Annotated in this window: 16 protein-coding genes and 1 pseudogene; 13 read left to right on the forward strand and 4 right to left on the reverse strand. The window is 63.5% G+C overall.

Annotation, left to right across the window (positions count from 1 at the left end):
- Window positions 1-203 precede the first annotated feature (203 nt).
- The 3 genes from guaD to ACMDCR_RS01860 all read left to right on the forward strand — a co-directional run bounded on the left by guaD (window position 204) and on the right by ACMDCR_RS01860 (window position 5,757).
- Window positions 204-1,601, forward strand: a complete 1,398-nt coding sequence (gene guaD / locus ACMDCR_RS01850) for a guanine deaminase (protein ID WP_413990885.1) — start codon at window positions 204-206, stop codon at window positions 1,599-1,601.
- 353 nt (window positions 1,602-1,954) lie between these two features.
- Window positions 1,955-3,412 carry an NCS1 family nucleobase:cation symporter-1 gene (locus ACMDCR_RS01855; RefSeq protein WP_413993804.1) on the forward strand — a complete coding sequence of 486 codons (1,458 nt, stop codon included), beginning with the start codon at window positions 1,955-1,957 and terminating at the stop codon, window positions 3,410-3,412.
- An 806-nt stretch (window positions 3,413-4,218) separates the two neighbouring features.
- Window positions 4,219-5,757, forward strand: a complete 1,539-nt coding sequence (locus ACMDCR_RS01860) for a toll/interleukin-1 receptor domain-containing protein (protein WP_413990886.1) — start codon at window positions 4,219-4,221, stop codon at window positions 5,755-5,757.
- 172 nt (window positions 5,758-5,929) lie between these two features.
- Here ACMDCR_RS01860 and ACMDCR_RS01865 read toward each other — a convergent pair whose 3' ends face one another.
- The gene (locus ACMDCR_RS01865; protein ID WP_413990887.1) at window positions 5,930-6,823 is read right to left on the reverse strand and encodes a LysR substrate-binding domain-containing protein; all 894 of its coding nucleotides are present in this window, start codon (window positions 6,821-6,823) and stop codon (window positions 5,930-5,932) included.
- A 231-nt stretch (window positions 6,824-7,054) separates the two neighbouring features.
- On the opposite strand from ACMDCR_RS01865, the gene gcl reads away from it, so the two are divergent.
- From gcl to ACMDCR_RS01895, 6 genes and pseudogenes are all read left to right on the forward strand, one after another.
- Window positions 7,055-8,830: a glyoxylate carboligase gene (gene gcl, locus ACMDCR_RS01870; RefSeq protein WP_413990888.1), complete on the forward strand. Its 1,776-nt coding sequence runs from the start codon at window positions 7,055-7,057 to the stop codon at window positions 8,828-8,830.
- A 188-nt stretch (window positions 8,831-9,018) separates the two neighbouring features.
- On the forward strand, window positions 9,019-9,804 hold the full coding sequence (gene hyi / locus ACMDCR_RS01875) for a hydroxypyruvate isomerase (protein WP_413990889.1): 786 nt from the start codon (window positions 9,019-9,021) through the stop codon (window positions 9,802-9,804).
- Between the two features lie 86 nt (window positions 9,805-9,890).
- Window positions 9,891-10,787: a 2-hydroxy-3-oxopropionate reductase gene (glxR, locus tag ACMDCR_RS01880; protein ID WP_413993805.1), complete on the forward strand. Its 897-nt coding sequence runs from the start codon at window positions 9,891-9,893 to the stop codon at window positions 10,785-10,787.
- Window positions 10,788-11,004: 217 nt separating this feature from the next.
- Window positions 11,005-11,151 (forward strand): annotated as a pseudogene (locus tag ACMDCR_RS01885) (MOFRL family protein); the annotation flags it as partial.
- Entirely contained in the window at window positions 11,148-12,416 is a 1,269-nt protein-coding gene (locus ACMDCR_RS01890; protein WP_413990890.1) for an allantoate amidohydrolase, read from the forward strand. The pseudogene ACMDCR_RS01885 and the gene ACMDCR_RS01890, both read left to right, overlap by 4 nt.
- An 11-nt stretch (window positions 12,417-12,427) precedes the next feature.
- Window positions 12,428-13,651, forward strand: coding sequence for a M20/M25/M40 family metallo-hydrolase (locus ACMDCR_RS01895; RefSeq protein WP_413990891.1), 1,224 nt, complete (start codon window positions 12,428-12,430; stop codon window positions 13,649-13,651).
- Window positions 13,652-13,743: 92 nt separating this feature from the next.
- On the opposite strand, the gene ACMDCR_RS01900 is transcribed toward ACMDCR_RS01895, so the two are convergent.
- Window positions 13,744-15,015 carry a urate hydroxylase PuuD gene (locus ACMDCR_RS01900; protein ID WP_413990892.1) on the reverse strand — a complete coding sequence of 424 codons (1,272 nt, stop codon included), beginning with the start codon at window positions 15,013-15,015 and terminating at the stop codon, window positions 13,744-13,746.
- 225 nt (window positions 15,016-15,240) lie between these two features.
- On the opposite strand from ACMDCR_RS01900, the gene ACMDCR_RS01905 reads away from it, so the two are divergent.
- The 3 genes from ACMDCR_RS01905 to puuE all read left to right on the forward strand — a co-directional run bounded on the left by ACMDCR_RS01905 (window position 15,241) and on the right by puuE (window position 18,184).
- Complete coding sequence (locus ACMDCR_RS01905; RefSeq protein WP_413990893.1) at window positions 15,241-16,194, forward strand: LysR substrate-binding domain-containing protein; 954 nt, start codon at window positions 15,241-15,243, stop codon at window positions 16,192-16,194.
- 190 nt (window positions 16,195-16,384) lie between these two features.
- Window positions 16,385-16,738 carry a hydroxyisourate hydrolase gene (gene uraH / locus ACMDCR_RS01910; protein ID WP_413990894.1) on the forward strand — a complete coding sequence of 118 codons (354 nt, stop codon included), beginning with the start codon at window positions 16,385-16,387 and terminating at the stop codon, window positions 16,736-16,738.
- A gap of 3 nt (window positions 16,739-16,741) precedes the next feature.
- Window positions 16,742-18,184 (forward strand): allantoinase PuuE, encoded by a 1,443-nt coding sequence (gene puuE / locus ACMDCR_RS01915; RefSeq protein WP_413990895.1) that lies wholly within the window; start codon window positions 16,742-16,744, stop codon window positions 18,182-18,184.
- Between the two features lie 33 nt (window positions 18,185-18,217).
- On the opposite strand, the gene ACMDCR_RS01920 is transcribed toward puuE, so the two are convergent.
- Entirely contained in the window at window positions 18,218-19,312 is a 1,095-nt protein-coding gene (locus tag ACMDCR_RS01920) for an AI-2E family transporter (protein WP_413990896.1), read from the reverse strand.
- A 181-nt stretch (window positions 19,313-19,493) separates the two neighbouring features.
- On the opposite strand from ACMDCR_RS01920, the gene ACMDCR_RS01925 reads away from it, so the two are divergent.
- Entirely contained in the window at window positions 19,494-19,964 is a 471-nt protein-coding gene (locus ACMDCR_RS01925) for a DUF992 domain-containing protein (protein ID WP_413990897.1), read from the forward strand.
- An 89-nt stretch (window positions 19,965-20,053) separates the two neighbouring features.
- On the opposite strand, the gene ACMDCR_RS01930 is transcribed toward ACMDCR_RS01925, so the two are convergent.
- Complete coding sequence (locus ACMDCR_RS01930) at window positions 20,054-21,967, reverse strand: glycoside hydrolase family 15 protein (RefSeq protein ID WP_413990898.1); 1,914 nt, start codon at window positions 21,965-21,967, stop codon at window positions 20,054-20,056.
- Between the last annotated feature and the right edge of the window lie 202 nt (window positions 21,968-22,169).

The following is a 22,169-nucleotide window of genomic DNA, read 5'->3' on the forward strand; positions in this document are numbered from 1 at the left end:
CGGCCTCCCTTGCCGGCGATTTCCTCCGAAGTTGTTGTTCTCGTTGGGCTTGATGTTGGCCTCTTTGTTGGGAGCATAATCTACCCGCCTCGCCCGCGCCGGTAGGGGCGCGTGATATGAAGGACTTCCACATAAAATGTGACAATGCGCTGACAACGAAGCATCTATGGTGCGGTTCATGATCGGGGGGATCTTGCGCTGAGATGGCCCTCGAAAACGGCCCCTCCGGGCTTGCGGCCCTCCAGTCAGAAGGACGTAACATCTTGACGGTGAAGGATCTTTCGCGTGCCGATGCCGCTCTGCGCGGGCGCTTGCTCTGGTTTGTCGGGCGTCCCGAGGAGCAGGGCCAGGCGGCTGTGCGCCACATCGAGGACGGCATGCTGGTGCTGGAGGCAGGCCGGATCCTCGCGGCCGGCGAGACGGCGGCGCTGCGCCCGCAACTGCCGGCCAAGGCGAAGATCCAGGACCATGCCGGCAAGCTGATCGTGCCCGGCTTCATCGATCCGCACATCCACCTGCCCCAGACGCAGGTCGTGGCCTCCTGGGCCGCGCAGCTGCTCGACTGGCTCAACACCTATACCTTTGTCGAGGAACAGAAATACGGCGATCCTGCCCATGCGGCGCGTGGCGCGGCCTTCTTCTTCGATGAGCTTCTGTCGAACGGCACCACCACGGCGGTCGCCTACTGCTCGGTGCACGCGACCTCGGCCGAAGCCTTTTTCGCCGAATCCGAGCGCCGGAACACTCGCATGGCCGCCGGCAAGGTGATGATGGACCGCTACGCCCCGGATGCCCTTACCGATACGCCGCGCTCGGGCTATGAGGAGAGCAAGGCGCTGCTCGGGCGCTGGCACCGGCGCGGCCGCCAGCTCTATGCAATCGCCCCGCGCTTTGCCATCACCTCCACGCCCGAACAGCTCGAGGCAGCCGGCACGCTCTCGCGCGAGTATCCCGACTGCCTGGTGCAGACCCACATCTCCGAGAACCTGGCGGAGATCGAGACCGCCAAGCGCCTCTATCCCGATTGCGCCGACTACACTGCCATCTACGAGAAATACGGCCTGCTCGGCAGGAAATCGCTGATGGGCCATTCGATCCATCTCAGCGAAAGCGAACGCCAGCGCTATGCGGATGCCGATGCAGTGGCGGTGCACTGCCCGACCTCGAACCTCTTCCTGGGCTCCGGCCTGTTCGACTGGCGCGCGATGCGCGAACCCCGGCGGCCGGTGCGCATCGGCGTCGCTACCGATATCGGCGGCGGCACGTCCTATTCCATGCTGCAGACCATGAACGAAGCCTACAAGGTGCAGCAATTGCTTGGGCATCGCCTTGATGCCTTCGCGCTCTTCCACGCCATGACCCGGGGCAACGCCATTGCCATCGGCCTCGATCATCTGGTCGGCAGCTTCGAACCCGGCCATGAATGCGACGCAGTGGTGCTCGATGCCCGCGCTACCCCCGCAATGGCGCATCGCATGGAGACAGTGACGACCCTGGCCGAGGAACTCTTCATCCTGGTCACCATGGGCGACGACCGGGCCGTGGAGGAGACCTATGTGATGGGCGAGAAGAAGAAGCCGCGCACGCGCCCGGCCGTATAGGATCCGCAGCCTTCCACTGCGCCTGGCGGCCTTTCTTGGGACGGATGAGCCGCCCCCGAGGCGAATCCATAGCTTTTGTGTATAGATTATGACGAAGTCGATATTGGTCTTGCGACTTGGTCTGCGCAATGCTGCCTAGAAATGAGGCAGTGATCGCTGGACGATTTGGGGGGAGGACGGCTCCGTGCCAGAAGTCTCCACCTTGCCTGCTCTTCCCTTTGACGGTCCAGCCGCCCTTGCCTCGTGCTTTAACGACGCCTTCCGGCGGCATAACGACATGAACCAAGCCCGCGCCTGCCACCGGCACCAAAGAACGGGCTGGATCACACCCGAGCATGGGAGGAAGCATGGCAATGGAGATAAAGGGCGCATCACCTGACCTCTACAATGAGGATCTCGCCCCTGCGAAAGTGCGTAACTGGGGCCCATTCAGTATCTTCAACGTCTGGACTTCCGACGTTCACAGTCTCTGGGGCTATTATCTGGCGGCCAGCCTGTTCCTGTTCTGCGGCGGCTTCGTCAACTTCGTCGTCGCCATAGGCATCGGTTCGCTGATCATCTATGCGCTGATGAACATGGTCGGCTACGCCGGCGTGAGGACGGGCGTGCCCTATCCGGTCCTGGCACGCGCCTCCTTCGGCATCTGGGGCGCCAACCTGCCGGCGCTGGTGAGGGCCGTGGTCGCCTGCTTCTGGTATGGCGCGCAGACGGCGGCGGCCTCCGGCGCCATCGTGGCGCTGCTGATCCGCTCCGAAACCTATGCCAATTTCAATCGCGACGTCCATTTCCTCGGCCATTCAGGGCTGGAAGTCATCTGCTTCGTGGTTGTCTGGGGCCTCCAGCTTCTGATTATCCAGAAGGGCATGGAAACCGTGCGCCGCTTCCAGGACTGGGCCGGCCCGGCCGTATGGGTGATGATGCTGATCCTGGCGATCTACCTGTGCGCCAAATCCGGCACCTTCGCCTTCACCAGCGATATTCCGACCGACGTGCTGCTCGAGAAGACCAAGGATGCCGGCATTCCCGGCACACCCGGTTCCTGGACCTCGCTCTTTGCGGTTGCGGCGATCTGGGTCACCTATTTCTCGGCGCTTTACCTGAATTTCTGCGATTTCACCCGCTATGCCCCCAATCCCGCCGCGGTGCGGAAGGGCAATATCTGGGGTCTGCCGGTCAATCTCGTGTTGTTCTCCATGGTGGCCGGCGTCACCACAATCGCAGCCTATGACGTCTATCACGAGGTGCTGCTGCATCCGGACCAGGTCTCGGCCAAGTTCGACTCTTGGTTCCTGGCGTTGGTCGCCGCCCTGACCTTCGCCGTCGCCACGCTCGGCATCAACGTGGTGGCGAATTTCGTGTCGCCGGCCTTCGACTTCGCCAATGTCTTCCCGCGCCGGATCGACTTCAAGAAGGGCGGCTACATCGCGGCGCTGATCGCGCTGGTGCTCTACCCCTTCGCACCGTGGGAGGGCAGCGCAGCCTCCTTCGTCGGCATTATCGGCGCCACGATGGGTCCGATCCTCGGCGTGATGATGGTGGACTTCTATCTCATCCGCAAAGGCGAGGTGGATGTAGAGGCGCTCTATCGCGAGGACGGCGAGTTCCGCTTCCAGGGTGGCTGGCACGTCAACGCCCTTGTCGCGGCCGGCATCGGCGCCCTGTTCTCATCCATCCTGCCGAACCTGACCAACTGGCTGCCCTCGTGGTGGGGCATCTATGGCTGGTTCTTCGGCGTCGCCATCGCCGGGGCGATCTACTACGTGCTGCGCTCGATGGCACTGAGCGCCGGTGCAAGGGCGGTCAAGGCGTGAGGTGCAGGAGCCGGCGCGCCATGTGACGTCGCACCGCGGCAGCACCAACATGCGTTCGCGAGGACCCTGCTCCTCCTTGAGCAGGCCGTCCTCGCGCTCTCCAAAATACGGGGCCAAGGGCGTAATTGTGATGCCGGACGACAGTGGCGGCGAAGGAGTGCATGTAAGATATTCCCCATCGATTAATCTGGGACGGGGACCCAGAGGATTGCGCGCTGGCTTGAAAGGTTCGTAACAGCTCGGGCTATATGCTATGACGATACGATTTACTGAATGCTATGGCTCTCCAGCAAGATCAACACCTATCGGCCATGGTCCAACCCGACGCAAGCCATGGTATCTCCCCGAAATTCGAGAGATGAGCACTACCGAAATAAGTCACGCCGAATTCACGTGGCTTCCGATCAACTCACCGGATCAAAGCGGGTGCTCGCATTTGCGGCCATGGACCTGGCGTAAGACCAACGACACCGTGGGCAAGGCCGGGTCGCTTGTCATTCCACCCGTACTCGTCACAGGTCCCGCTTGCTTGCGAGTGCTGCGAGAAGGAACGAGGAGATGACACTCCGCCTTCTTCGAAATGTGCCAGTCATCAAAGTAACGGCTCTTATATTAGAAGTATTTATGTGTTATTTTTATTTTATCCGAGCAAGCATTCCTAGAGACAGCATTGTTGCTGTTCGGAAGATTTCCGCAGTGCCTACAGTGCATGAGGTCGCCGAAATCGAAACGGAGTTTAGCCTCGGTAACGATCCGCTCTGGCGCCTCCGGTCTCTTTGGATTTCAACTCACGGTGGTTAGAGACAATGACACCGCAGATCGCTCATCATCCGGACGGGGATATCGGTCCAATTGCTAGAACGCCGAAGGCCGTCGCAGATGCCGATACGAAGACTTCGGCCTTCATCAGCTATCATCACAACGACGTCCATACCGCCAGGGTGCTGCTGGATGAGTTGCAGGGACTGGCACAAAGAGGCAAGGGCAGGGATCACCTCAATATTTTCCTGGATATCGAAAGCGTCCCGCCGGGCGCCTTGTGGAAACCCACTATCGATGACGGCCTGCGCTCCCACGATTGGCTGCTGGTGATCTATTCCGGCGAGCAGAGCGACTATGTAGGATATGAGGTGGGCACGTTCGAACAGTTCCACGACAAGAAGACCGAGAAGGGCAAGGCCTTCATTACCTGTATCTATGACGTCGACCCCAAGCTCATTCCAGCCACGCTGACGGAGAAGCAGAATGTGGCGGTGCCGCTCCTGCCGGAGACATTGCCCGACCATCATTCTCTGTCCGAGGCTGATGCCAATGAACTCTTCACTGGTGCCCTGGGCACGTTGCTGCAGAATATCTGCAAATACAAAGCGCTCTATGTGCCAGACAACGAACCCAATCCGGCTGACTACCGCACGGCTATCAACCAGGCGGCGATCAATATCGCACAGGCTTTCATGGTCTCTCGCGGCAGCGAGCTCAAGAGCCAGACCTCGCTGCAGCCAGGCATCGAGATCTCCTTCAAGAACGCATCCCAACCCATCACCGCCATTCCAGAGGATGCCGAAGTGATGGGCACCAGCGTATCCTTCTCTCTCTTCGACTTGACCCTGCCGTGGAGCGAGAATCAGGCCCCGAAGACGACATGGAGCGAGTTTGGCAAACTCATCGGCAATGGCACCACCACGCAATGGATGCGCAAGATCGAGTCAGACGTCGTGCGCGCCATCCAGTACAGGGGCATTTCCTCCGGTGATGTGTCCTTCTTGGGAGCGGATAAGAAAACCTATCGGCCCATCCTGGTGCGCCACCAGCTTTTTTACAACGGCTCTCGCAAGTTCTTCGTAATCTTCGTCGAAACTCCCAATCGTCGCTTTGCCGGCAATGAACGCTCCTCCCTCCTCCTCACCGGCCTCATCCTCGCCTCGCGCTGGCGCTTTATCTACCTGGAGAACTGGAAATTCACGCTTGAATCCGTGTTCGGCGAGAGCTGTCCGCCGGAGGTGTTCGAGGATTCCTGCAAGCAGCTCCTCTACAATATCGACTGGATCGAGAATGAGAGCGTGGAACTCGGCGCATCGGATCAGGATGCGCTGGTCGCCGCCTTCGGTATCGAAAATAAGGCTCGCACCGAGCGCTTCTTCACTGACTGGCAAGCGGCCAAGGCCGACCTGCTAAAAGGCCTCGCCGCTATAGGCCCGCGCAACAGTGACGAGAAGAGAAAGCAGGCGCGGCAAGTCATCATGACCTTTCTGGAAAGAAGCCGAAGTCAAAATGCGGATTTCCTGCATCTGTGCATCACGCAATATTCAAAGCAGCTCCTGTCCGAACTTGGCCATGTAGTGTGACTGGGCGGAAGGATCGAAGTTCGGTTGGGATGTCATGGGCGTTCCCCCTTTTCGAATGGAACGCTGTTGTCGCCGTGCGCTGAAGATGCGTCTACGATCTCCAGCTGGTACCTTTCCTTCTCCGCGGATTGGTCGCAGATCGAGGAATAGAACGTGGTTGACGGTGGGCGCCCTACTGCCTCGCCCGCCATTCCGCCAGGAAGCGGCGGGCGAAGGAGAGGAAGCGTGTCAGCACCGGGCTCTGGTCGCGCGCATAGACCATGCTGACGTCGGCCGCGGGGGCAGGGGGAACGAGGTCGCGGTAGATGACCTCCGGCCGCGACAGGGCGCTCACGCTGCGCGGAGCGAGGGCGACGCCGAAGCCGGCGGCGACCAGGCTGGTAAGGGAATAGGCCTCGATCACCTGCTGGGTGATGCGGGGCATGAATCCGGCCTCGATGCAGCATTTGCGCAGATAGTCCGCGAAGGTGGAATCGCGCAGGCGCAGGAAGACGTGGTCGTCCTCGCTCAGTTCCGAAAGGGCGATGGCACCGCGTCCGGAAAGACGGTGGCCTGATGGCAGGAATACGCCTACCGGCTCCCGCCAGGCCGTCTCGCGCGTCAGTTCGGCGTCCGGCGGCGGCAGGCGCAGGAAGCTGACGTCGACGGCACGCGTCAAAAGCGCGGTGAGCTGGGCATCGGGCGCCATCTCGTGCAGGCCGATGACGATGGCGGGGAAGCGACGTTGATATTCCGCCATCAACGCCGCTAGCGGGCCGAGCAGCATAGAGCCGGTCGCGGCGACGTTGAGGGCGCCGGTCATGCCCTGGCCGATGGCCTTGACCTGTGTCGCCGCCAGCTCGGCACTCGCCATGATGCTGCGGGCGTGAGCCAGGAAGGCCGTGCCGGCCTCGGTGAGCACCACCTTCCGGCTTGTCCGCAAAAACAGCACAGTGCCCAATTCATGTTCAAGATCGCGAATCTGCTGGCTCAAGGGCGGTTGCGAGATGTGCAGCCTCTGGGCAGCGGCCGTGAAGCTCAATTCTTCCGCGAGAGCAATGAAGTAGCGCAGGTGGCGGAGTTCCATGGCGGGCCTGTCTATAGCTTCTACATATGGATCATACCGAACCATATATTGGACTAATCGATGCGCCTGCGCAATCCTTGGGCATCGAAGGACGGAGCATGCCGTCCGGCCCAGGAACCGATGCAAGAGCGTCTTACTCTCAGGCTGAATCACCAAGCACCGCAAAATGCTTTTCTTCCAGTGATTTAGGCTCGAAGGCGTCTCGGTGCATTTTGCTCAAGGAGAACGCCGATGGCGCGCATGACCGCGGCCGAAGCAGCAGTGCACATCATGGAGAAGGAAGGCGCGACCTGCGCCTTCGGCGTGCCGGGAGCGGCCATCAACCCGCTCTATGCGGCATTGCGCCCCCGCAACCAGATCAAGCATGTGCTCGCGCGCCATGTCGAGGCGGCCTCCCACATGGCGGAGGGCTTCACCCGCGCCAAGGCGGGCAATATCGGCGTGTGCATCGGCACCTCCGGCCCGGCTGGCACCGACATGATCACCGGCCTCTATTCGGCGAGCGCCGATTCCATTCCGATCCTGTGCATCACCGGACAGGCGCCGCGCGCCCGGCTGCACAAGGAGGATTTCCAGGCCGTCGACATCGCCGCCATCGCCAAGCCCGTGTGCAAGTGGGCGGTGACCGTGATGGAGCCGGCGCAGGTACCCGGCACCTTCCAGCAGGCCTACCACCTGATGCGCTCCGGCCGTCCCGGCCCTGTGCTCATCGACCTGCCCTTCGACGTGCAGACGGCGGAGATCGAGTTCGATCCCGAAACCTATGAGCCCCTGCCGGTGCACAGGCCGAAGGCGACGCGCGCTCAGATCGACAAGGCCATGGCCCTGCTGCAGGCTGCCGAGAAGCCTCTGATCGTGGCGGGCGGCGGCATCATCAATGCCGATGCTTCCACCAAGCTGGTCACCTTCGCCGAACTCGTTGGCGTTCCCGTCGTGCCGACGCTCATGGGGTGGGGTACCATTCCCGACGATCATCCCCTGATGGTCGGCATGGCCGGCCTGCAGACCAGCCATCGCTACGGCAATGCCACGATGCTCGCTTCCGACTTCGTGCTCGGCATTGGCAACCGCTGGGCCAACCGCCACACGGGCACGGTGGAGACCTATACGAAGGGCCGCAAATTCGTGCATGTCGACATCGAGCCGACGCAGATCGGCCGTGTCTTCGCGCCCGACTACGGCATCGCCTCTGACGCCGGCGTGGCGCTGGATGTTTTCATCGAGGCCGCCCGCGAGCTGAAGGCCAAGGGTGCGCTGAAAGATCGTTCCGCCTGGCTCGATGAATGCCGCGAGCGCAAGCGCACCATGCTGAGGCGGACGCACTTCGCGGAGACGCCGATCAAGCCCCAGCGTGTCTACGAGGAGATGAACCGCGCCTTTGGCCGTGACACCACATATGTCTCAACCATCGGCCTGTCGCAGATCGCGGCCGCGCAGTTCCTGCATGTCTACAAGCCGCGCGGCTGGATCAATTGCGGCCAGGCCGGGCCGCTCGGGTGGACGCTGCCGGCGGCGCTAGGTGTCTGCGCGGCGGATCGCGGCGCCTCGGTGGTGGCGATCTCGGGCGACTACGACTTCCAGTTCCTGATCGAGGAGCTGGCGGTCGGCGCCCAGTTCAACCTGCCCTATGTGCATGTGCTGGTGAACAACGCCTATCTCGGCCTGATCCGCCAGTCGCAGCGCGGCTTCAACATGGACTTCCAGGTGCAGCTCTCCTTCGAGAACATCAACGCGCCGGAACTGGGTGTCTATGGCGTCGACCATGTGAAGGTGGTGGAGGGCCTCGGCTGCCGAGCGCTGCGGGTCACCGATCCGGAAAAGCTCCTCGGCACCTTCGAGGAGGCCAAGAAGATGGCGGCGCATCTGCGCGTGCCGGTGGTGGTCGAGGTCATCCTCGAACGCGTCACCAATGTCGCCATGGGCACCGACCTCGACAAGGTCACCGAGTTCGAGGACCTGGCGCAGGACGCCCAGGACGCGCCGACAGCGATTGCGCTGCTGGATTGAGACGGGACCACCCTCCCCTTGATGGGGAGGGTCGGCCCGAAGGGACGGGGTGGGGCGAGAACCGCAGCCATCCCGAGAAAATCGGCCGAAGCTGCCTCATCAGAGATCGTCGCGCCGTCACCCCACCCCGAGGCTTCGCCTCGACCCTCCCCATCAAGGGGAGGGTGTCTACCACAGGACACCCAGCCATGCCGCGCTTTTGCGCCAATCTCACCATGCTGTTCAACGAAGTGCCCTTCATGGAGCGCTTCGAGGCGGCGGCCCGCAACGGCTTCACGGCCGTCGAATATCTCTTTCCCTATCCTTATGCGAAGGAGGAGCTCGCCGGTGCCCTGCGCAAGCATAAGCTCAGCCAGGTGCTGCACAATCTGCCGGCCGGCGACTGGGCCGGTGGCGAGCGCGGCATTGCCTGCCTGCCTGACCGGGGCGACGAATTTCGCGAAGGTGTCGCCCAGGCGATCGATTATGCCGGGGCGCTCGACTGCAAGCTGATCAACTGCCTCGCCGGCATAGCGCCGTCCTCCGTCGATCCGGCAGAGGCGAAGGAGACGTTCGTCGCCAATATCCGCTACGCGGCAGCCGAGCTGAAGCGCGCCGGCATCCGCCTGGTGATCGAGGCGATCAATGTCCGCGACATTCCCGGCTTCTTCCTCACCAATACCCGCCAGGCCGCCGATCTGATCGCCAAGACCGGTTCGGACAATATCGGCCTGCAATACGACATCTACCACATGCAGATCATGGAGGGAGATCTCGCCCGAACCATCGAGCGCTTCCTGCCGCAGATCTGGCATGTCCAGCTTGCCGACAATCCCGGTCGCAACGAGCCGGGTACCGGCGAGATCAACTACCCCTTCCTCTACCGTCACCTCGACCAGCTCGGCTACGCCGGCTGGATCGGCTGCGAATACAAGCCCAAGGGCGACACGCAGGGCGGTCTCGGCTGGTTCCGCGAGGCGGCGAAAGCGGCCTGAGATCAAGGGCGCCCGAGCGTCGGGCCAATCGAATGCAACGCAGTGCCCCCGGGCTCCGGACTTTTTTCTCCTGAACGAGGATTCTCATCATGAATATCGGATTTGTCGGACTTGGCATCATGGGCTCCCCGATGGCGGGGCACCTCATCGCGGCCGGCCATACGCTCTTCCTCAACTCCCTGAGCGGCGTGCCCGAGGCACTGACCAAGGCGGGTGGCACGGCCTGCGCCACCCCCGCCGATGTCGCCAGGAACGCGGACATCGTCATCACCATGGTGCCGGATACCCCGGATGTCGAAAGCGCCCTGTTCGGCAACGCCGGCATCGCCTCGGGCCTGAGCGCCGGCAAGATGGTGGTCGACATGAGCTCGATCGCGCCGGTCGAGACCAAGAAATTCGCCAAACGCATCAACGAACTCGGCTGCGACTACCTCGACGCTCCGGTCTCGGGCGGCGAAGTCGGCGCCAAGGCCGCCTCGCTCACCATCATGGTCGGCGGCCCCGAGGCCGCCTTCGAGAAGGCCAGGCCCCTGTTCGAAAAGATGGGCAAGAACATCACGCTCGTGGGCGGCAATGGCGATGGCCAGACCACCAAAGTCGCCAACCAGATCATCGTGGCGCTGACCATCGAGGCCGTGGGCGAGGCCTTGCTGTTCGCTTCCCGCGCCGGGGCCGATCCTGCCCGCGTGCGCCAGGCCCTGATGGGCGGCTTTGCGGCCTCCCGCATCCTCGAGGTGCATGGCGAGCGCATGGTCAAGCGCACCTTCGAGCCTGGCTTCCGCATCGCCCTGCATCAGAAGGACCTCAACCTCGCCCTCAACAGCGCCCGCCAGCTCGGCGTCAGCCTGCCCAACACCGCTACGGCCCAGGAACTCTTCAACGCCTGCGTCGCCCATGGCGGTGCCGCCTGGGACCATTCCGGCATGGTCAAGGCGCTGGAGCTGATGGCCAATCATGAGATCGGGGCTCCCGTGAAGGGCTAAAGGGGGAAGATAGACCCCGGTGCCGCGTCCAGCGCCGCTTCTTGTGTGTTCACCGCCGCAACTCACGAAAGGTCCGCCCATGCCAGAACGGGCGCTGTTGCAATCCATGTTCCAGGCGGCTGTCGCCGCGGAGACGCCGGCAAGCTGCATACCCGCCTTCCTGCCGAGTCCGTCGAAGGGGCGTACCTTCGTGGTCGGGGCCGGCAAGGCGGCCGGGATTGACCCGGTCGCCAGCCTGGACAGCAATGACGCCCACAGGTTTTTCCGTATGATCGGGGACCAGATCGTCACCGGTCCGACCCTGACCAACGTCAATGATTTCAGGGCCATATTGGTTTTGCCGGAAGGAGTTCGACTGTCATGAGACGGTCTCTTGAAAGACCCGGCACGCCGGCGGGCACGCGCGTGATGAAGCGGCTCGACGAGCTTGCCACCTGCAGCAGCGAGCCCAGCGCGTTGACCCGGCTTTATCTCACGCCGGAACACAGCCGTGCCATCGTGCTGGTGCGCGGCTGGATGGAAGACGCTGGCATGTCGACCGAGGTCGACGATGCCGGCACGCTTGTCGGACACTATCGCGGCCAGCAGCCTGATGCACCGGTGCTGATATTGGGCTCTCACATCGATACCGTGCGCAATGCCGGGCGCTATGACGGCAATCTCGGCGTCATCGTCGCCATCGAGGCGGTGGCTGCGCTCCACGCGGCGGGCGCGGTACTCGATTTCGCCATCGAGATCGCCGCCTTCGGCGATGAGGAGGGCGTGCGCTTTCCCGTTACTCTCACGGGCTCGCGCTCGCTTGCTGGCACCTTCGAACCGGCCAATCTCGACGCGGTCGACAAGGCCGGCTTCAGCCTGCGCCAGGCTTTGCGCGATTTCGGCTGTAATCCCGACGGCGTCGCCCATCTCGGCCGAGACCGCAGCAAGACGCTCGCCTATGTCGAAGTCCATATCGAACAGGGGCCCGTGCTGGAGGCGGAGGACCTGCCGGTCGGCGTGGTCACCGCCATCAACGGCGCCAGCCGCTTCAAGGTGGATGTCGAGGGTAAGGCCGGCCATGCCGGTACCGTGCCGATGGGGCTGCGCCAGGATGCCGGTGCAGCGGCTGCCGAGATGATCCTCGCCATCGAGAGCGTGGCGGCGGCATCCGACGATCTCGTTGCCACCGTAGGCAATTGCGAGTTCAAGCCCGGCGCCGTCAACGTCATCCCCGGCAGCGCCCATTTCACCATCGATATCCGCAGCCCCGACGACAGCCATCGCCTTGCCGCAGTCACCGAGCTGACGACGCGCTTCGAGGCCATCGCCGCGCGCCGCAATGTCAAGGTCGCGCTCGCCAAGACCTATGACGAACCGGCGGCGCGCTGCAATCCCAAGCTGATCCGCGAATTCGCGGCGGCGCTGGGCGGCATGGGCCTGCCCGAACGCCTGCTCTCCTCCGGCGCCGGCCATGACGGCCTTGCCATGGTGAGTCTGTGCCCGATCGCCATGCTGTTCGTGCGCTGCCAGGGTGGTATCAGTCACAATCCCGCCGAGGCGGTGCGCGCCGACGACGTAGCGGTTGCCATCGATGTTCTCATCGGCTTCCTTAACCGCCTGCCCTCTTCCCTTTCCCAACTTGCAGCCTGAACGAGACTGATATGACCATCAAAGACAGCATCCGGACCTATCTCCAGGGAGAGCAGTCGCGCCAGACCGAATTCCTGGCCGAACTCGTGCGCGTGCCCTCGGACAACCCGGCCGGCGACTGCGCCGCCCATGCCGAGCGTGCCACCCGGATGTTCGAGGACCTCGGGTTTACTGTCGAGCACCACGTCGTGCCGGAGGCGCTGGTGCGCAAGCACGGCATGATCTCGGCCACCAACCTGATCGTGCGCAAGCGTTTCGGCGACGGGCCGGTGATCGCCCTCAACGCCCATGGCGACGTGGTACCGCCCGGCGAAGGCTGGACGCACGACCCCTATGGCGCCGAGGTTGTCGATGGCTGGATGTATGGCCGTGGCGTCGCCGTCTCGAAATCCGATTTCGCCACCTATGGCTTCGCGCTGCTGGCGCTCGAACGGCTCGGCAAGCCGCTCAAGGGGACTGTGGAACTGCACCTGACCTACGACGAGGAAGCGGGCGGGGAGATCGGCCCGGCCTGGTTGCTCTCCGAGGGCCTTACCAAGCCGGATCTCGCTCTCGCGGCCGGCTTCTCCTATGCCGTGGTCAACGCCCATAATGGCTGCCTGCATCTCGAGGTCGAGGTCAATGGCCGCTCCGCCCATGCGGCGAAGCCCTGGACCGGTGTCGACGCGCTGGAGGCCGCCACCAACATTCTAGGCGCGCTCTACACCTGGCGCGCCTCGCTGGCGACGCGTGTCTCGGCTGTGCCGGGCATCGGCGCGCCGCAGCTCACAGTCGGCCTCATTCATGGCGGCATCAACACCAATGTCGTGCCGGATCGCGTCACCTTCCGCCTCGACCGCCGCATGGTGCCGGAGGAGAAGGGCGATGCCGTGGAGGCGGAACTGCGCCGCGTGATCGAGGGCGCCGCCCAGGCGACGCCCGCCGCCAAGGTGGAAGTGCGCCGCATTCTCCTGGCCGAGCCGCTGACGCCGCTTCCGGGCTCCGAGCGGCTTTCGGAGGCGCTGTGTCGCGAGGCGAGCCGGGTGATGGGCGTGCCCGTGACGACGAATGGCGTGCCGCTCTACACCGATGCCCGCCACTACGCGGCTAAGAATATCCCGATCGTGCTCTACGGCGCGGGCCCTCGCACCATCGAGGAAGCCAACGCACACCGGGCGGATGAGCGGCTGTATTTGCCGGATCTCTTCAAGGCGACCGAGGTGGTGGCCTGCGCCCTGGCGGATGTCTTGGGGTAAGCGATGGGGTCGGGGGCGGCATTCGAAGTAGAGGTGCTGCGTCAAGCCTCCCCCAGCTTCGTGGGGGAGGCTTTCGCGTGACGTTCTTCGAGTTATCGTCCCGCAACCTTCACGGTAGCCTCACCTCCCGCCGCCCTGCCCTCTCCCTTCAGCAGCCAATCCCTCAGAACATGCCGCTCGTCCATGGTCATCTCCGTCACGTTGTTGGGCGGCATGGCGTGGGTCATAACGGCCTGGATCAGCACCTCATGCGCGTTGCGGGCGACATTGGTGGGGGTGTCGAGCAGGATGCCCTTCGGCGGCATGTTGATTCCCTGCCAGACCGGTGTTGTGGCGTGGCAGACGGTGCAGCGGCGCGAGAGCACGTCGCTGACCTGGGGAGGCACGGTGCTGGCGAGCACCGTATCCGTGGTCTTCGGCGCTTCCAGCGCGCCAAGGTCGAAGGCATCGCGGAAGGCTGGCGAGGAATAGGCACTGATCGAGATGGCGCCCCAAACGAGCAGAGCCGCAACCACCCAGGTCCACCATTTGTCGCCGCGGCCGGCGTGGCGCTCGTTGTAGAACACGCGGATCAGCGCGCCGGCGATCAGGATGGCGCCTACCACCACGAAGGCATACGGGCTCGAATAGGTGAGCGGATAATGGTTGGACAGCATCAGGAACAGCACGGGCAGGGTCAGGTAGTTGTTGTGCGCCGAACGCTGCTTGGCCGCCTTGCCGAGCGCGGGATCGGGTTCCTGCCCGGCCTTGAGGGCGGCGATCACCTTGTGCTGGTTGGGAATGATGATGAAGAACACATTGGCCGACATCATCGTCGCCATCAGGGCGCCGGTGTGGATGAAGGCGCCGCGGGCCGAGAACATCTGCTGGAAGAACCAGGCCATGAACACCACGAACACGAAGCCGATGGCGGCCAGCCTGGTGTCATCGTTGCCTATGGGCGACTTGCAGAGATAATCGTAGAACAGCCAGCCGACGGCGAGGCCGCCGACGCCGATGCAGAAGGCCGCCAGCGGCGACAATTCGCGCACGCTCGGATCGATCAGCAACAGGCTCGACTGGGCATAGTAGACCCAGAGCAGCAGGCAGAAGCCGCTCAGCCAGGTCGAGTAGGACTGCCATTTGTGCCAGGTGAGCTCCTCGGGCAGGAAGTCCGGCGCAACCAGGTATTTGCGGACCTGATAGAAGCCGCCGCCATGCACCTCCCAGGCTTCGCCTCCCTTGCCTTCCGGAATGGCCGGCGTGCGGCGCATGCTGGCGTCCAGATGCATGAAGTAAAACGAGGAACCGATCCACGCTATGCCCGTGATGACATGGGTCCATCGCAGGAGCAAACTGCCCCACTCATACAGGGTCATCAACATTGGTACCGTTCTCCCGTTCGTTTCGACACCTTGGGCCGCCGCTTCGCGGTGGATGGCCTGGTGCGTGGTTGTTCCCCAATTGTGCAAGAGCCGCCTGCCCCTCAAACGGACAGGCAAGAATCCCGCCAGATCTAGTACCCGGTGCGTCGAAGAGCGCCGGCTACTTCACCTGCTCGTCTGAGTTTCGTCCCCAGGTTTCTAACAGGCCCTAAGGAACTGCCTGCCATGCTTGAAAATTTCCGTTCCTTCGCACGCGCCGTCGAAGCCGGCAGCTTCTCGGAAGCCGGCCGGCGCATGCGCGTCTCCGCCAATGTGATCAGCCAGCGCATCCAGGCCCTGGAGACGCATCTGGGCTGCCGCCTGTTCAACCGCACGACCCGAAACATGGGCCTGACGGAACAGGGCCGTATCTTCTACGACCATGTCATCGATGCCCTCCACGCCATTGACATGGCCGAGGCCAATATCGGTGAACTCGGCGCCATGCCACTGGGCTCGATCCGCGTGGCCGCACCGCTCGGTCTCGGCCGACGCCTGGTGGCGAGCACCGCGGCAGTCTATCGCGAGAAGCATCCCCAGGTCGACGTACAGCTTCGCCTCTCCGAGCGCCGGCTCGATATCATCGCCGAGTCCTGCGACCTCGCGCTTCAATTCGTGACCTATGCCGACGCCTCGATGATCATGCGCAAGATCGCCGATGCGGAGCGCGTGCTTTGTGCCGCACCCGATTATATCGAGCGCGCAGGCATGCCGGTGACGCCAGCCGACCTGGCCAATCACCAGTGCCTGCTCCTGCGCTTCCCTGGCTCGCGCGAATTCCGCTGGCCGCTGAGCCAGGACGGCGAGGAGATCAGCGTGCCGATCAAGGGGTCGCTCGATGCCGATGACGGCGACGTGCTCACGAGCTGGGCCCTGGATGGCCACGGCATCGTGCTCAAGCCCGTGTTCGAAATCGCCGATGCACTTGCCCAAGGTCGTCTCGTCCCCGTCCTGACCGCCAATCCGCCTCCGCCTGCCACGCTGGCGGTGCTCTATCCGACGCGAAATCTCGTACCGCTCAAGGTGAAGGCCTTTGCCGACCTGCTCGTCGAGCGCGGCCGGCGCTATATCGCCGCCGAGCTCGCCCGGCTCGGCCCCTTGCCCCCAGGCTCGACTCCGCTACCGGAGGACGAGGCCTGACCGGACCTATCAAGCAGCAGAACGGGCTCCGATAGAAGGGCCCTGCACGTCGAAACTTCTTCGCAAAATATTTGGAAATAGCCGGCTGAGAATTCGCTATCGTCACCAAAACGTTTTGCGAGGGCAAGGCAGCGCTTCTGTTTTCGCGCGCTTTGCTCCAGGCGATCTGAAACCGACAGGATGAGGCGAAATGGGCAGGCTTTCCACGCATGTTCTCGATATCGGCCGAGGCAAACCCGCTGCTGGCGTCACCATCGAACTCCAGCGCCTGGAGGCATCCGGCGGCCGGGTTCCCGTCGTCACCATGACGACCAATACCGACGGGCGCACCGACCAGCCCCTGATGGCGGGCGAAGCCTTTATACCCGGCGTCTATGAGCTGGTCTTTCATATCGGTGCCTATTTTCGCGGCAAGGACACTGCCAGCGCCGGCGACTTCCTGGACGTCGTGCCGATCCGCGTCACCCTCTCCGACAAGGACGGCCATTATCATGTGCCCCTGGTCTGTTCGCCCTTTGCCTATTCCACCTATCGCGGTTCATGAACGATGAGCCCCAGGACAATCGCCGCGGCCACCGATGCCGCCTATGATCGCGATCTTGTCGGCTATGCTGGCGAGCCCCCGCACGCCGCCTGGCCGGACAGAGCCCGCATCTGCCTGCAATTTGTAGTGAATTACGAGGAAGGCGGCGAGAATTGCGTTCTGCACGGCGATGCCGGCTCGGAGGCCTTCCTGTCCGAGATCGTCAATGCCCAGCCCTGGCTCGGCCAGCGCAACATGAACATGGAATCGATCTACGAGTATGGGGCGCGCGTCGGCTTCTGGCGCCTGCATCGCCTGTTCACGGAACGCAAGATCCCGGTCACCGTCTTCGGTATAGCCACCGCCCTGGCGCGCAATCCGCAGGCCGTCACCGCCATGCAGGACGCGGGCTGGGAGATCGCCAGCCACGGCCTGAAGTGGATCGACTATCACGATTTCAGCGAGGAGGACGAGCGCGATCACATCACGGCTGCCATCCGCCTGCACAGGCAGGTCACGGGGCAGCGCCCGCTCGGTTTCTACCAGGGCCGCAACTCCAACCATACGCTCAAGCTCGTCATGGAAGACGGCGGCTTCCTCTATTCGGCCGATTCCTATGCCGACGAGCTTCCCTACTGGGTGGAGGGGTCGCAAGGGCCGCATCTCATCGTGCCCTATACGCTCGACGCCAACGATATGCGCTTTGCCACGGCGCAAGGCTTCAACAGCGGTGATCAGTTCTTCGCCTATCTGAAGGACAGCTTCGACACGCTCTACATGGAAGGCGAGGAGCGCCCGGCCATGCTCTCCATAGGCCTGCATTGCCGCCTCGTCGGCCGGCCGGGACGAGCGGCGGCGCTGGCACGCTTCCTGGATTATGCGCGGAGCCATGAGGGTGTCTGGTTCGCCACACGCCTCGACATTGCCCGGCACTGGATCCGCCACCACCCGCCGCAGGGCGGCTATCGGCCCACCCGTATGCCGCGAGCCCTGTTCGTCGAGCGCTTCGGCGGCGTCTATGAGCACTCGCCCTGGATCGCGGAGGGCGCCTATGACAAGGGTCTGGGCCCGGCGGAGGATACGGCCGAGGGCCTGCATGCCGCCTTCGCCGCGGTGCTGGCCGCCGCCCCGGACGAGGACAAGCTTGCCCTGATCATGGCCCATCCCGATCTCGCCGGGCGTCTCGCACAGGCCAAGATGCTGACGGCGGACTCTACGGCCGAGCAGGCCTCTGCCGGCCTGGACAAGCTCACTCCGGCCGAACTCGCTCGCTTCACCGAGCTCAACGACGCCTACAAGGCAAAGTTCGGCTTCCTTTTCATCATGGCGATCAAGGGCCGCAGCAAGGCCGACATCGTGGCGGGCTTCGAACGGCGGCTGCAGAACGACCGCGACCACGAATTCGCCGAGGGGCTGAGGCAGATCGGGGAAATCGCACGACTGCGGTTGAAGGATATGCTGCCGTAGAGTGGGGGGCGGGTCTTAAGACCCGCCCCCCACTCATGCCTCGAGGAAATGCCCGATCGGGTTCAGGGGCTTGATGCCATCGCAGACGATCTTGAAGATGGCGAGCATCGGCACGGCCAGGATGGCGCCGGCCACGCCCCAGGCCCAGAACCAGAAGATCAGCGACAGGATGACCAGCACGGGATTGAGCGTGAAGCGCCTGGCCAGCAGCATGGGTGTGACGATTTCGCCTTCGATCATGTGGATCAGGAGATAGGCTCCCGCCGGCAGGAAGGCGGCCAGCGTGCCTTCGATGCTGAGCAAGCCGGCAAAGACGAAGATGGCGACACCTGCGACCGGACCCATGATCGGCACATAATTGAGGATGAAGGCCAATACGCCCCACAGGACTGGATCGCCGAGGCCGGTCGCCCACATGGTCACGCCGGTGGCGATGCCGACCAATGTGTTCATCACGGTGATGGTGACCAGATAAATCGAGATGTTGTGCTCGATTTGCTGCGAGAGCTCGACGGCTTGGCGCTTGTCGCTGAAGCGCGGCAGGATCTCCACAGTGCGGCGCAGGAAGGTGTCGCCCGACATCAACAGGAAGAACAGGATCAGGATCGTCTCGAAGAAGCCGCTGGCGAAGTGCTGCGTGCCGCGGAAGATGGTGCCGAGGAAATCGATGCCGGGATCGCCGCTCGTCCCCATCTCGTGCATGAAGTTCTGGAAGGTCTGGATGGGTCTTGCGAGAAAGTGCAGCTTCTCCTGGAGCCGCGCCAGGCCCTCGGGCAGACGCGCGGCCCACCCGCTCGCCGGGTCGGCCACCGCGGCGCCGAGCCCGACGATCAGGCCGAAAAAGGCGAGGATCACCAGGAGTGCGGCGAGGCCCCGAGGTACCGAGATGCGGTCGAGCTGGCGCATCGCCGGCTGGAACAGCAGCTTCAATACGAAGGCGAGGACCAGCGGCAGGAGAATGTCGGAGGCCACATAGGCCATGGTCAGCAGCGCCAGCGCCAGCAGGCAGGCCTGGATGACGGTACGGGGATCGACCTGAGGGGGCATGTCCTCCCTGGTGCCTTCGGTGGAATCGCTACCCAAGGGCTCGGCCGCCAATGCCGGTTTGGAAAGGATACGATCTTCCATCAAGGCCCCCGCGCGCCGTCCGTGAGATGCGCCTGTCATACGCGCTTCGAGTGAAGCTGGCCAACCCACGACGTCAAACGTGTACATCCGTACAAGGTTCCGTAAGGCAGTGTCGGAACCTATCGCGGCCGGACCGGTTCACGACAAGGTGCTTCTCACCGATTTCATGAAAGGATGGATCATGCGTATTCCCATTGCTCTTGGCTGCGCGGCGCTCGCGGCGTTTGCTGCTTCGGCCTCGCCGGCCTTCGCCAATGTCCGCGTCGGCGTCCTGCGCTGCAATGTCTCCGGCGGCCTGGGCCTGATCGTCACCTCGTACAAACAGATGAGCTGCGTCTTCCGCTCCAACCGGGGCTATTCGGAACGTTACTACGGCACCATCCGCAAATTCGGCCTCGACATCGGCAAGACCGATCGCGGCACGCTGGTCTGGGGCGTGCTTGCGCCGAGCCAGGGCCGCCCGCGTGGCGCGTTGGCCGGCAGCTATGTTGGCGTGGGCGCTTCGGCGACGGTGGGCGTAGGCGGCGGCGCCAATGCGCTGGTCGGCGGCTTCGACCGCTCCTTTACCCTGCAGCCCTTCTCGGCGCAGGCCCAACAAGGCGTCGACCTTGCAGCCGGCGTGGCTTCGCTGGACCTGGCAGCCGGCCGCTGAAGGGATTGGACCCTCATTCTCACGTAATGATGTGCCGGGCTTGGGATCGGCACATCGCGGTCACCGGCTCGCAGCCTGCGCCCTGAAGGCTATGACGATGTCCTGGGATCCCGCCCGGGCGCATTCGCCCTGCTGAACAGGTGGCGGGCGGGCATCTGCAGGTGCAGGCTCAGTGCCGAGCGCACCAGGCTGAGATGCGAGAAGGCCTGCGGGAAGTTGCCGGTCTGCTCGCCGCGCTCGGTGTCGTATTCCTCGCTCAGCAGGCCGAGGTCGTTGCGCAGCGCCAGCAGCCGCCCGATCAGCGCACGGGCCTCCCTCTCGCGACCCTGGCGCTGCCAGGCATCCACCAGCCAGAAGCTGCAGGCGAGAAATACGCCTTCGCCAGGCTGCAGTCCGTCGGCGCGGGTCCGTGTATGGTAGCGGCGCACGAAACCGTCCACCACCAGTTCCCGCTCGATCGCCGCGATCGTGCCGGCAACGCGTGGATCCTCGATCGGCAAGAAGCCCACTTCCGGGATCAGCAGCAGGCTCGCGTCGAGCTCCCGACAGCCGAATGTCTGGGTGAAGCTGCCGATGCTCTTGTCGAAGCCAAGCTCGCAGACCAGGGCATGGATCTCGTCGCGAATGGCGCGCCAGCGTTCGAGCGGTGCTTCGAAGCCATATTTCTCGGCATCGCGGATCGAGCGGTCGAAGGCGACCCAGGCCATGATCTTGGAGTGGGTAAAGTGACGCCGCGCGCCGCGGATTTCCCAGATGCCGTCATCCGGCGCCTGCCAGATGCCCTCAAGATGTTCGACGGCGGCGCGCTGTATGTCCCAGGCGTCGGTAGAGGCATCGAGGCCGCCTTCCCGTGCGAGATGCAGCGCGTCCACCAATTCGCCCCAGACGTCGAGCTGGAGCTGCGTCGAGGCGGCGTTGCCGATGCGCACCGGTCGGGAGTCGCGGTAGCCGGGAAGCCAGGGGATCTCGAGCTCCGTGAGCCGCCGCTCGCCGGCAAGGCCATACATGATCTGCAGATCTTCCGGACTGCCCGCGACGGCGCGGTGCAGCCAGTTACGCCAGGCCGAAGCCTCCTCCAGGTAGCCGGCGGCCATCAGGGCCACCAGTGTGAGCGCGGCATCGCGCAGCCAGCAGAAACGGTAGTCCCAGTTTCGCTCACCCCCTATCAGCTCCGGCAGCGAGGTGGTGGGCGCGGCGACCATGCCGCCCGTCTCGCTGAAGGTGAGGGCCTTCAAGGTGAGGAGTGAGCGCAGCAGGGCCGCTCCCTGGCCACCATCGACCTGACAGCGCCCAGCCCAGCCGCGCCAGAACTTCTCGGTGTCGGCGAGGACCTTCCCGGCATCCAGAGGGGGCGGGGGCTTGAGGTGCGAAGGCCCATAGCTCAGCACGAAGGGAACGCGTTCGCCGGGCTCGACCGTGAATTCCGCCACCGTGGCAAGGTGTTCGCCATGGAGCGGCATCGGCGAGCGCAGGACCGCAAGGTTGGGCCCGGCGATGGCGACGATGCCGTCCTTTTCGGGCAGCTGGGTCACCCAGGGCATGGAAGAACCGTAGTCGAAACGCAGCAGTAGCTCCATGCGAATGGAAGGCGTACCCGTCCGCCCCTCGACGATGCGAACCAGCGAGGATCGATCCTCACCGATCGGCATGAAGTCGGTGACCATAAACGAGCCGTCCTCTGTCTCGAATACGGTCTCCATAATCATAGTATCGCCTCGATAGGCGCGCTTGGTGCGGTAGGCCGGATCGGCGGGCGCGATCGTCCAGCGGCCGTGCTCGGGCGTGCCCAGCAGGGCGGCGAGGCAAGCGGGACTGTCGAAGCGCGGCCAGCAGAGCCAATCCACCGAGCCGTTGCGCCCGATCAGGGCAGCCGTTCGACAATCTCCGATAAGACCGTAATCCTCGATTCTCAGCGCGGTTCTTTCACCGCGGATCGGCCCTTGCTGGCCGCGTTCCTCGGAGGTATGGGCCTGGCCATACCTTACCGGTTGGCCCGACCCCATGATCGACGCAGATTCTCGTGGACGTGCGACATTGCCTTCGTCACGGTGCGCGGAGAAGGGCAAGATCTTCGGATCTGAAGATCTGAGATAATCTTCCACAGCTCTAATACAAGATCAGTGCCAGAACAGATAAAGAAGAATAATCACCGGAATTGGCACACCTAGGAGCCAAAGCAAAACAGAGCGTCCCATGATATTTCCT

The organism is Labrys okinawensis (assembly GCF_047345005.1).
GTDB classification, from domain to species: domain Bacteria; phylum Pseudomonadota; class Alphaproteobacteria; order Rhizobiales; family Labraceae; genus Labrys; species Labrys okinawensis.

What these genes read in the sequence shown, in the direction of transcription:
- guaD (WP_413990885.1), top strand. Translation starts at nt 204, where the DNA reads ATGGCCCTCGAAAACGGCCCCTCCGGGCTTGCGGCCCTCCAGTCAGAA.
- ACMDCR_RS01855 (WP_413993804.1), top strand. Translation starts at nt 1,955, where the DNA reads ATGGAGATAAAGGGCGCATCACCTGACCTCTACAATGAGGATCTCGCC.
- ACMDCR_RS01860 (WP_413990886.1), top strand. Translation starts at nt 4,219, where the DNA reads ATGACACCGCAGATCGCTCATCATCCGGACGGGGATATCGGTCCAATT.
- ACMDCR_RS01865 (WP_413990887.1), bottom strand. Translation starts at nt 6,823, where the DNA reads ATGGAACTCCGCCACCTGCGCTACTTCATTGCTCTCGCGGAAGAATTG.
- gcl (WP_413990888.1), top strand. Translation starts at nt 7,055, where the DNA reads ATGGCGCGCATGACCGCGGCCGAAGCAGCAGTGCACATCATGGAGAAG.
- hyi (WP_413990889.1), top strand. Translation starts at nt 9,019, where the DNA reads ATGCCGCGCTTTTGCGCCAATCTCACCATGCTGTTCAACGAAGTGCCC.
- ACMDCR_RS01890 (WP_413990890.1), top strand. Translation starts at nt 11,148, where the DNA reads ATGAGACGGTCTCTTGAAAGACCCGGCACGCCGGCGGGCACGCGCGTG.
- ACMDCR_RS01895 (WP_413990891.1), top strand. Translation starts at nt 12,428, where the DNA reads ATGACCATCAAAGACAGCATCCGGACCTATCTCCAGGGAGAGCAGTCG.
- ACMDCR_RS01900 (WP_413990892.1), bottom strand. Translation starts at nt 15,015, where the DNA reads ATGTTGATGACCCTGTATGAGTGGGGCAGTTTGCTCCTGCGATGGACC.
- ACMDCR_RS01905 (WP_413990893.1), top strand. Translation starts at nt 15,241, where the DNA reads ATGCTTGAAAATTTCCGTTCCTTCGCACGCGCCGTCGAAGCCGGCAGC.
- uraH (WP_413990894.1), top strand. Translation starts at nt 16,385, where the DNA reads ATGGGCAGGCTTTCCACGCATGTTCTCGATATCGGCCGAGGCAAACCC.
- puuE (WP_413990895.1), top strand. Translation starts at nt 16,742, where the DNA reads ATGAGCCCCAGGACAATCGCCGCGGCCACCGATGCCGCCTATGATCGC.
- ACMDCR_RS01920 (WP_413990896.1), bottom strand. Translation starts at nt 19,312, where the DNA reads ATGGAAGATCGTATCCTTTCCAAACCGGCATTGGCGGCCGAGCCCTTG.
- ACMDCR_RS01925 (WP_413990897.1), top strand. Translation starts at nt 19,494, where the DNA reads ATGCGTATTCCCATTGCTCTTGGCTGCGCGGCGCTCGCGGCGTTTGCT.
- ACMDCR_RS01930 (WP_413990898.1), bottom strand. Translation starts at nt 21,967, where the DNA reads ATGGGGTCGGGCCAACCGGTAAGGTATGGCCAGGCCCATACCTCCGAG.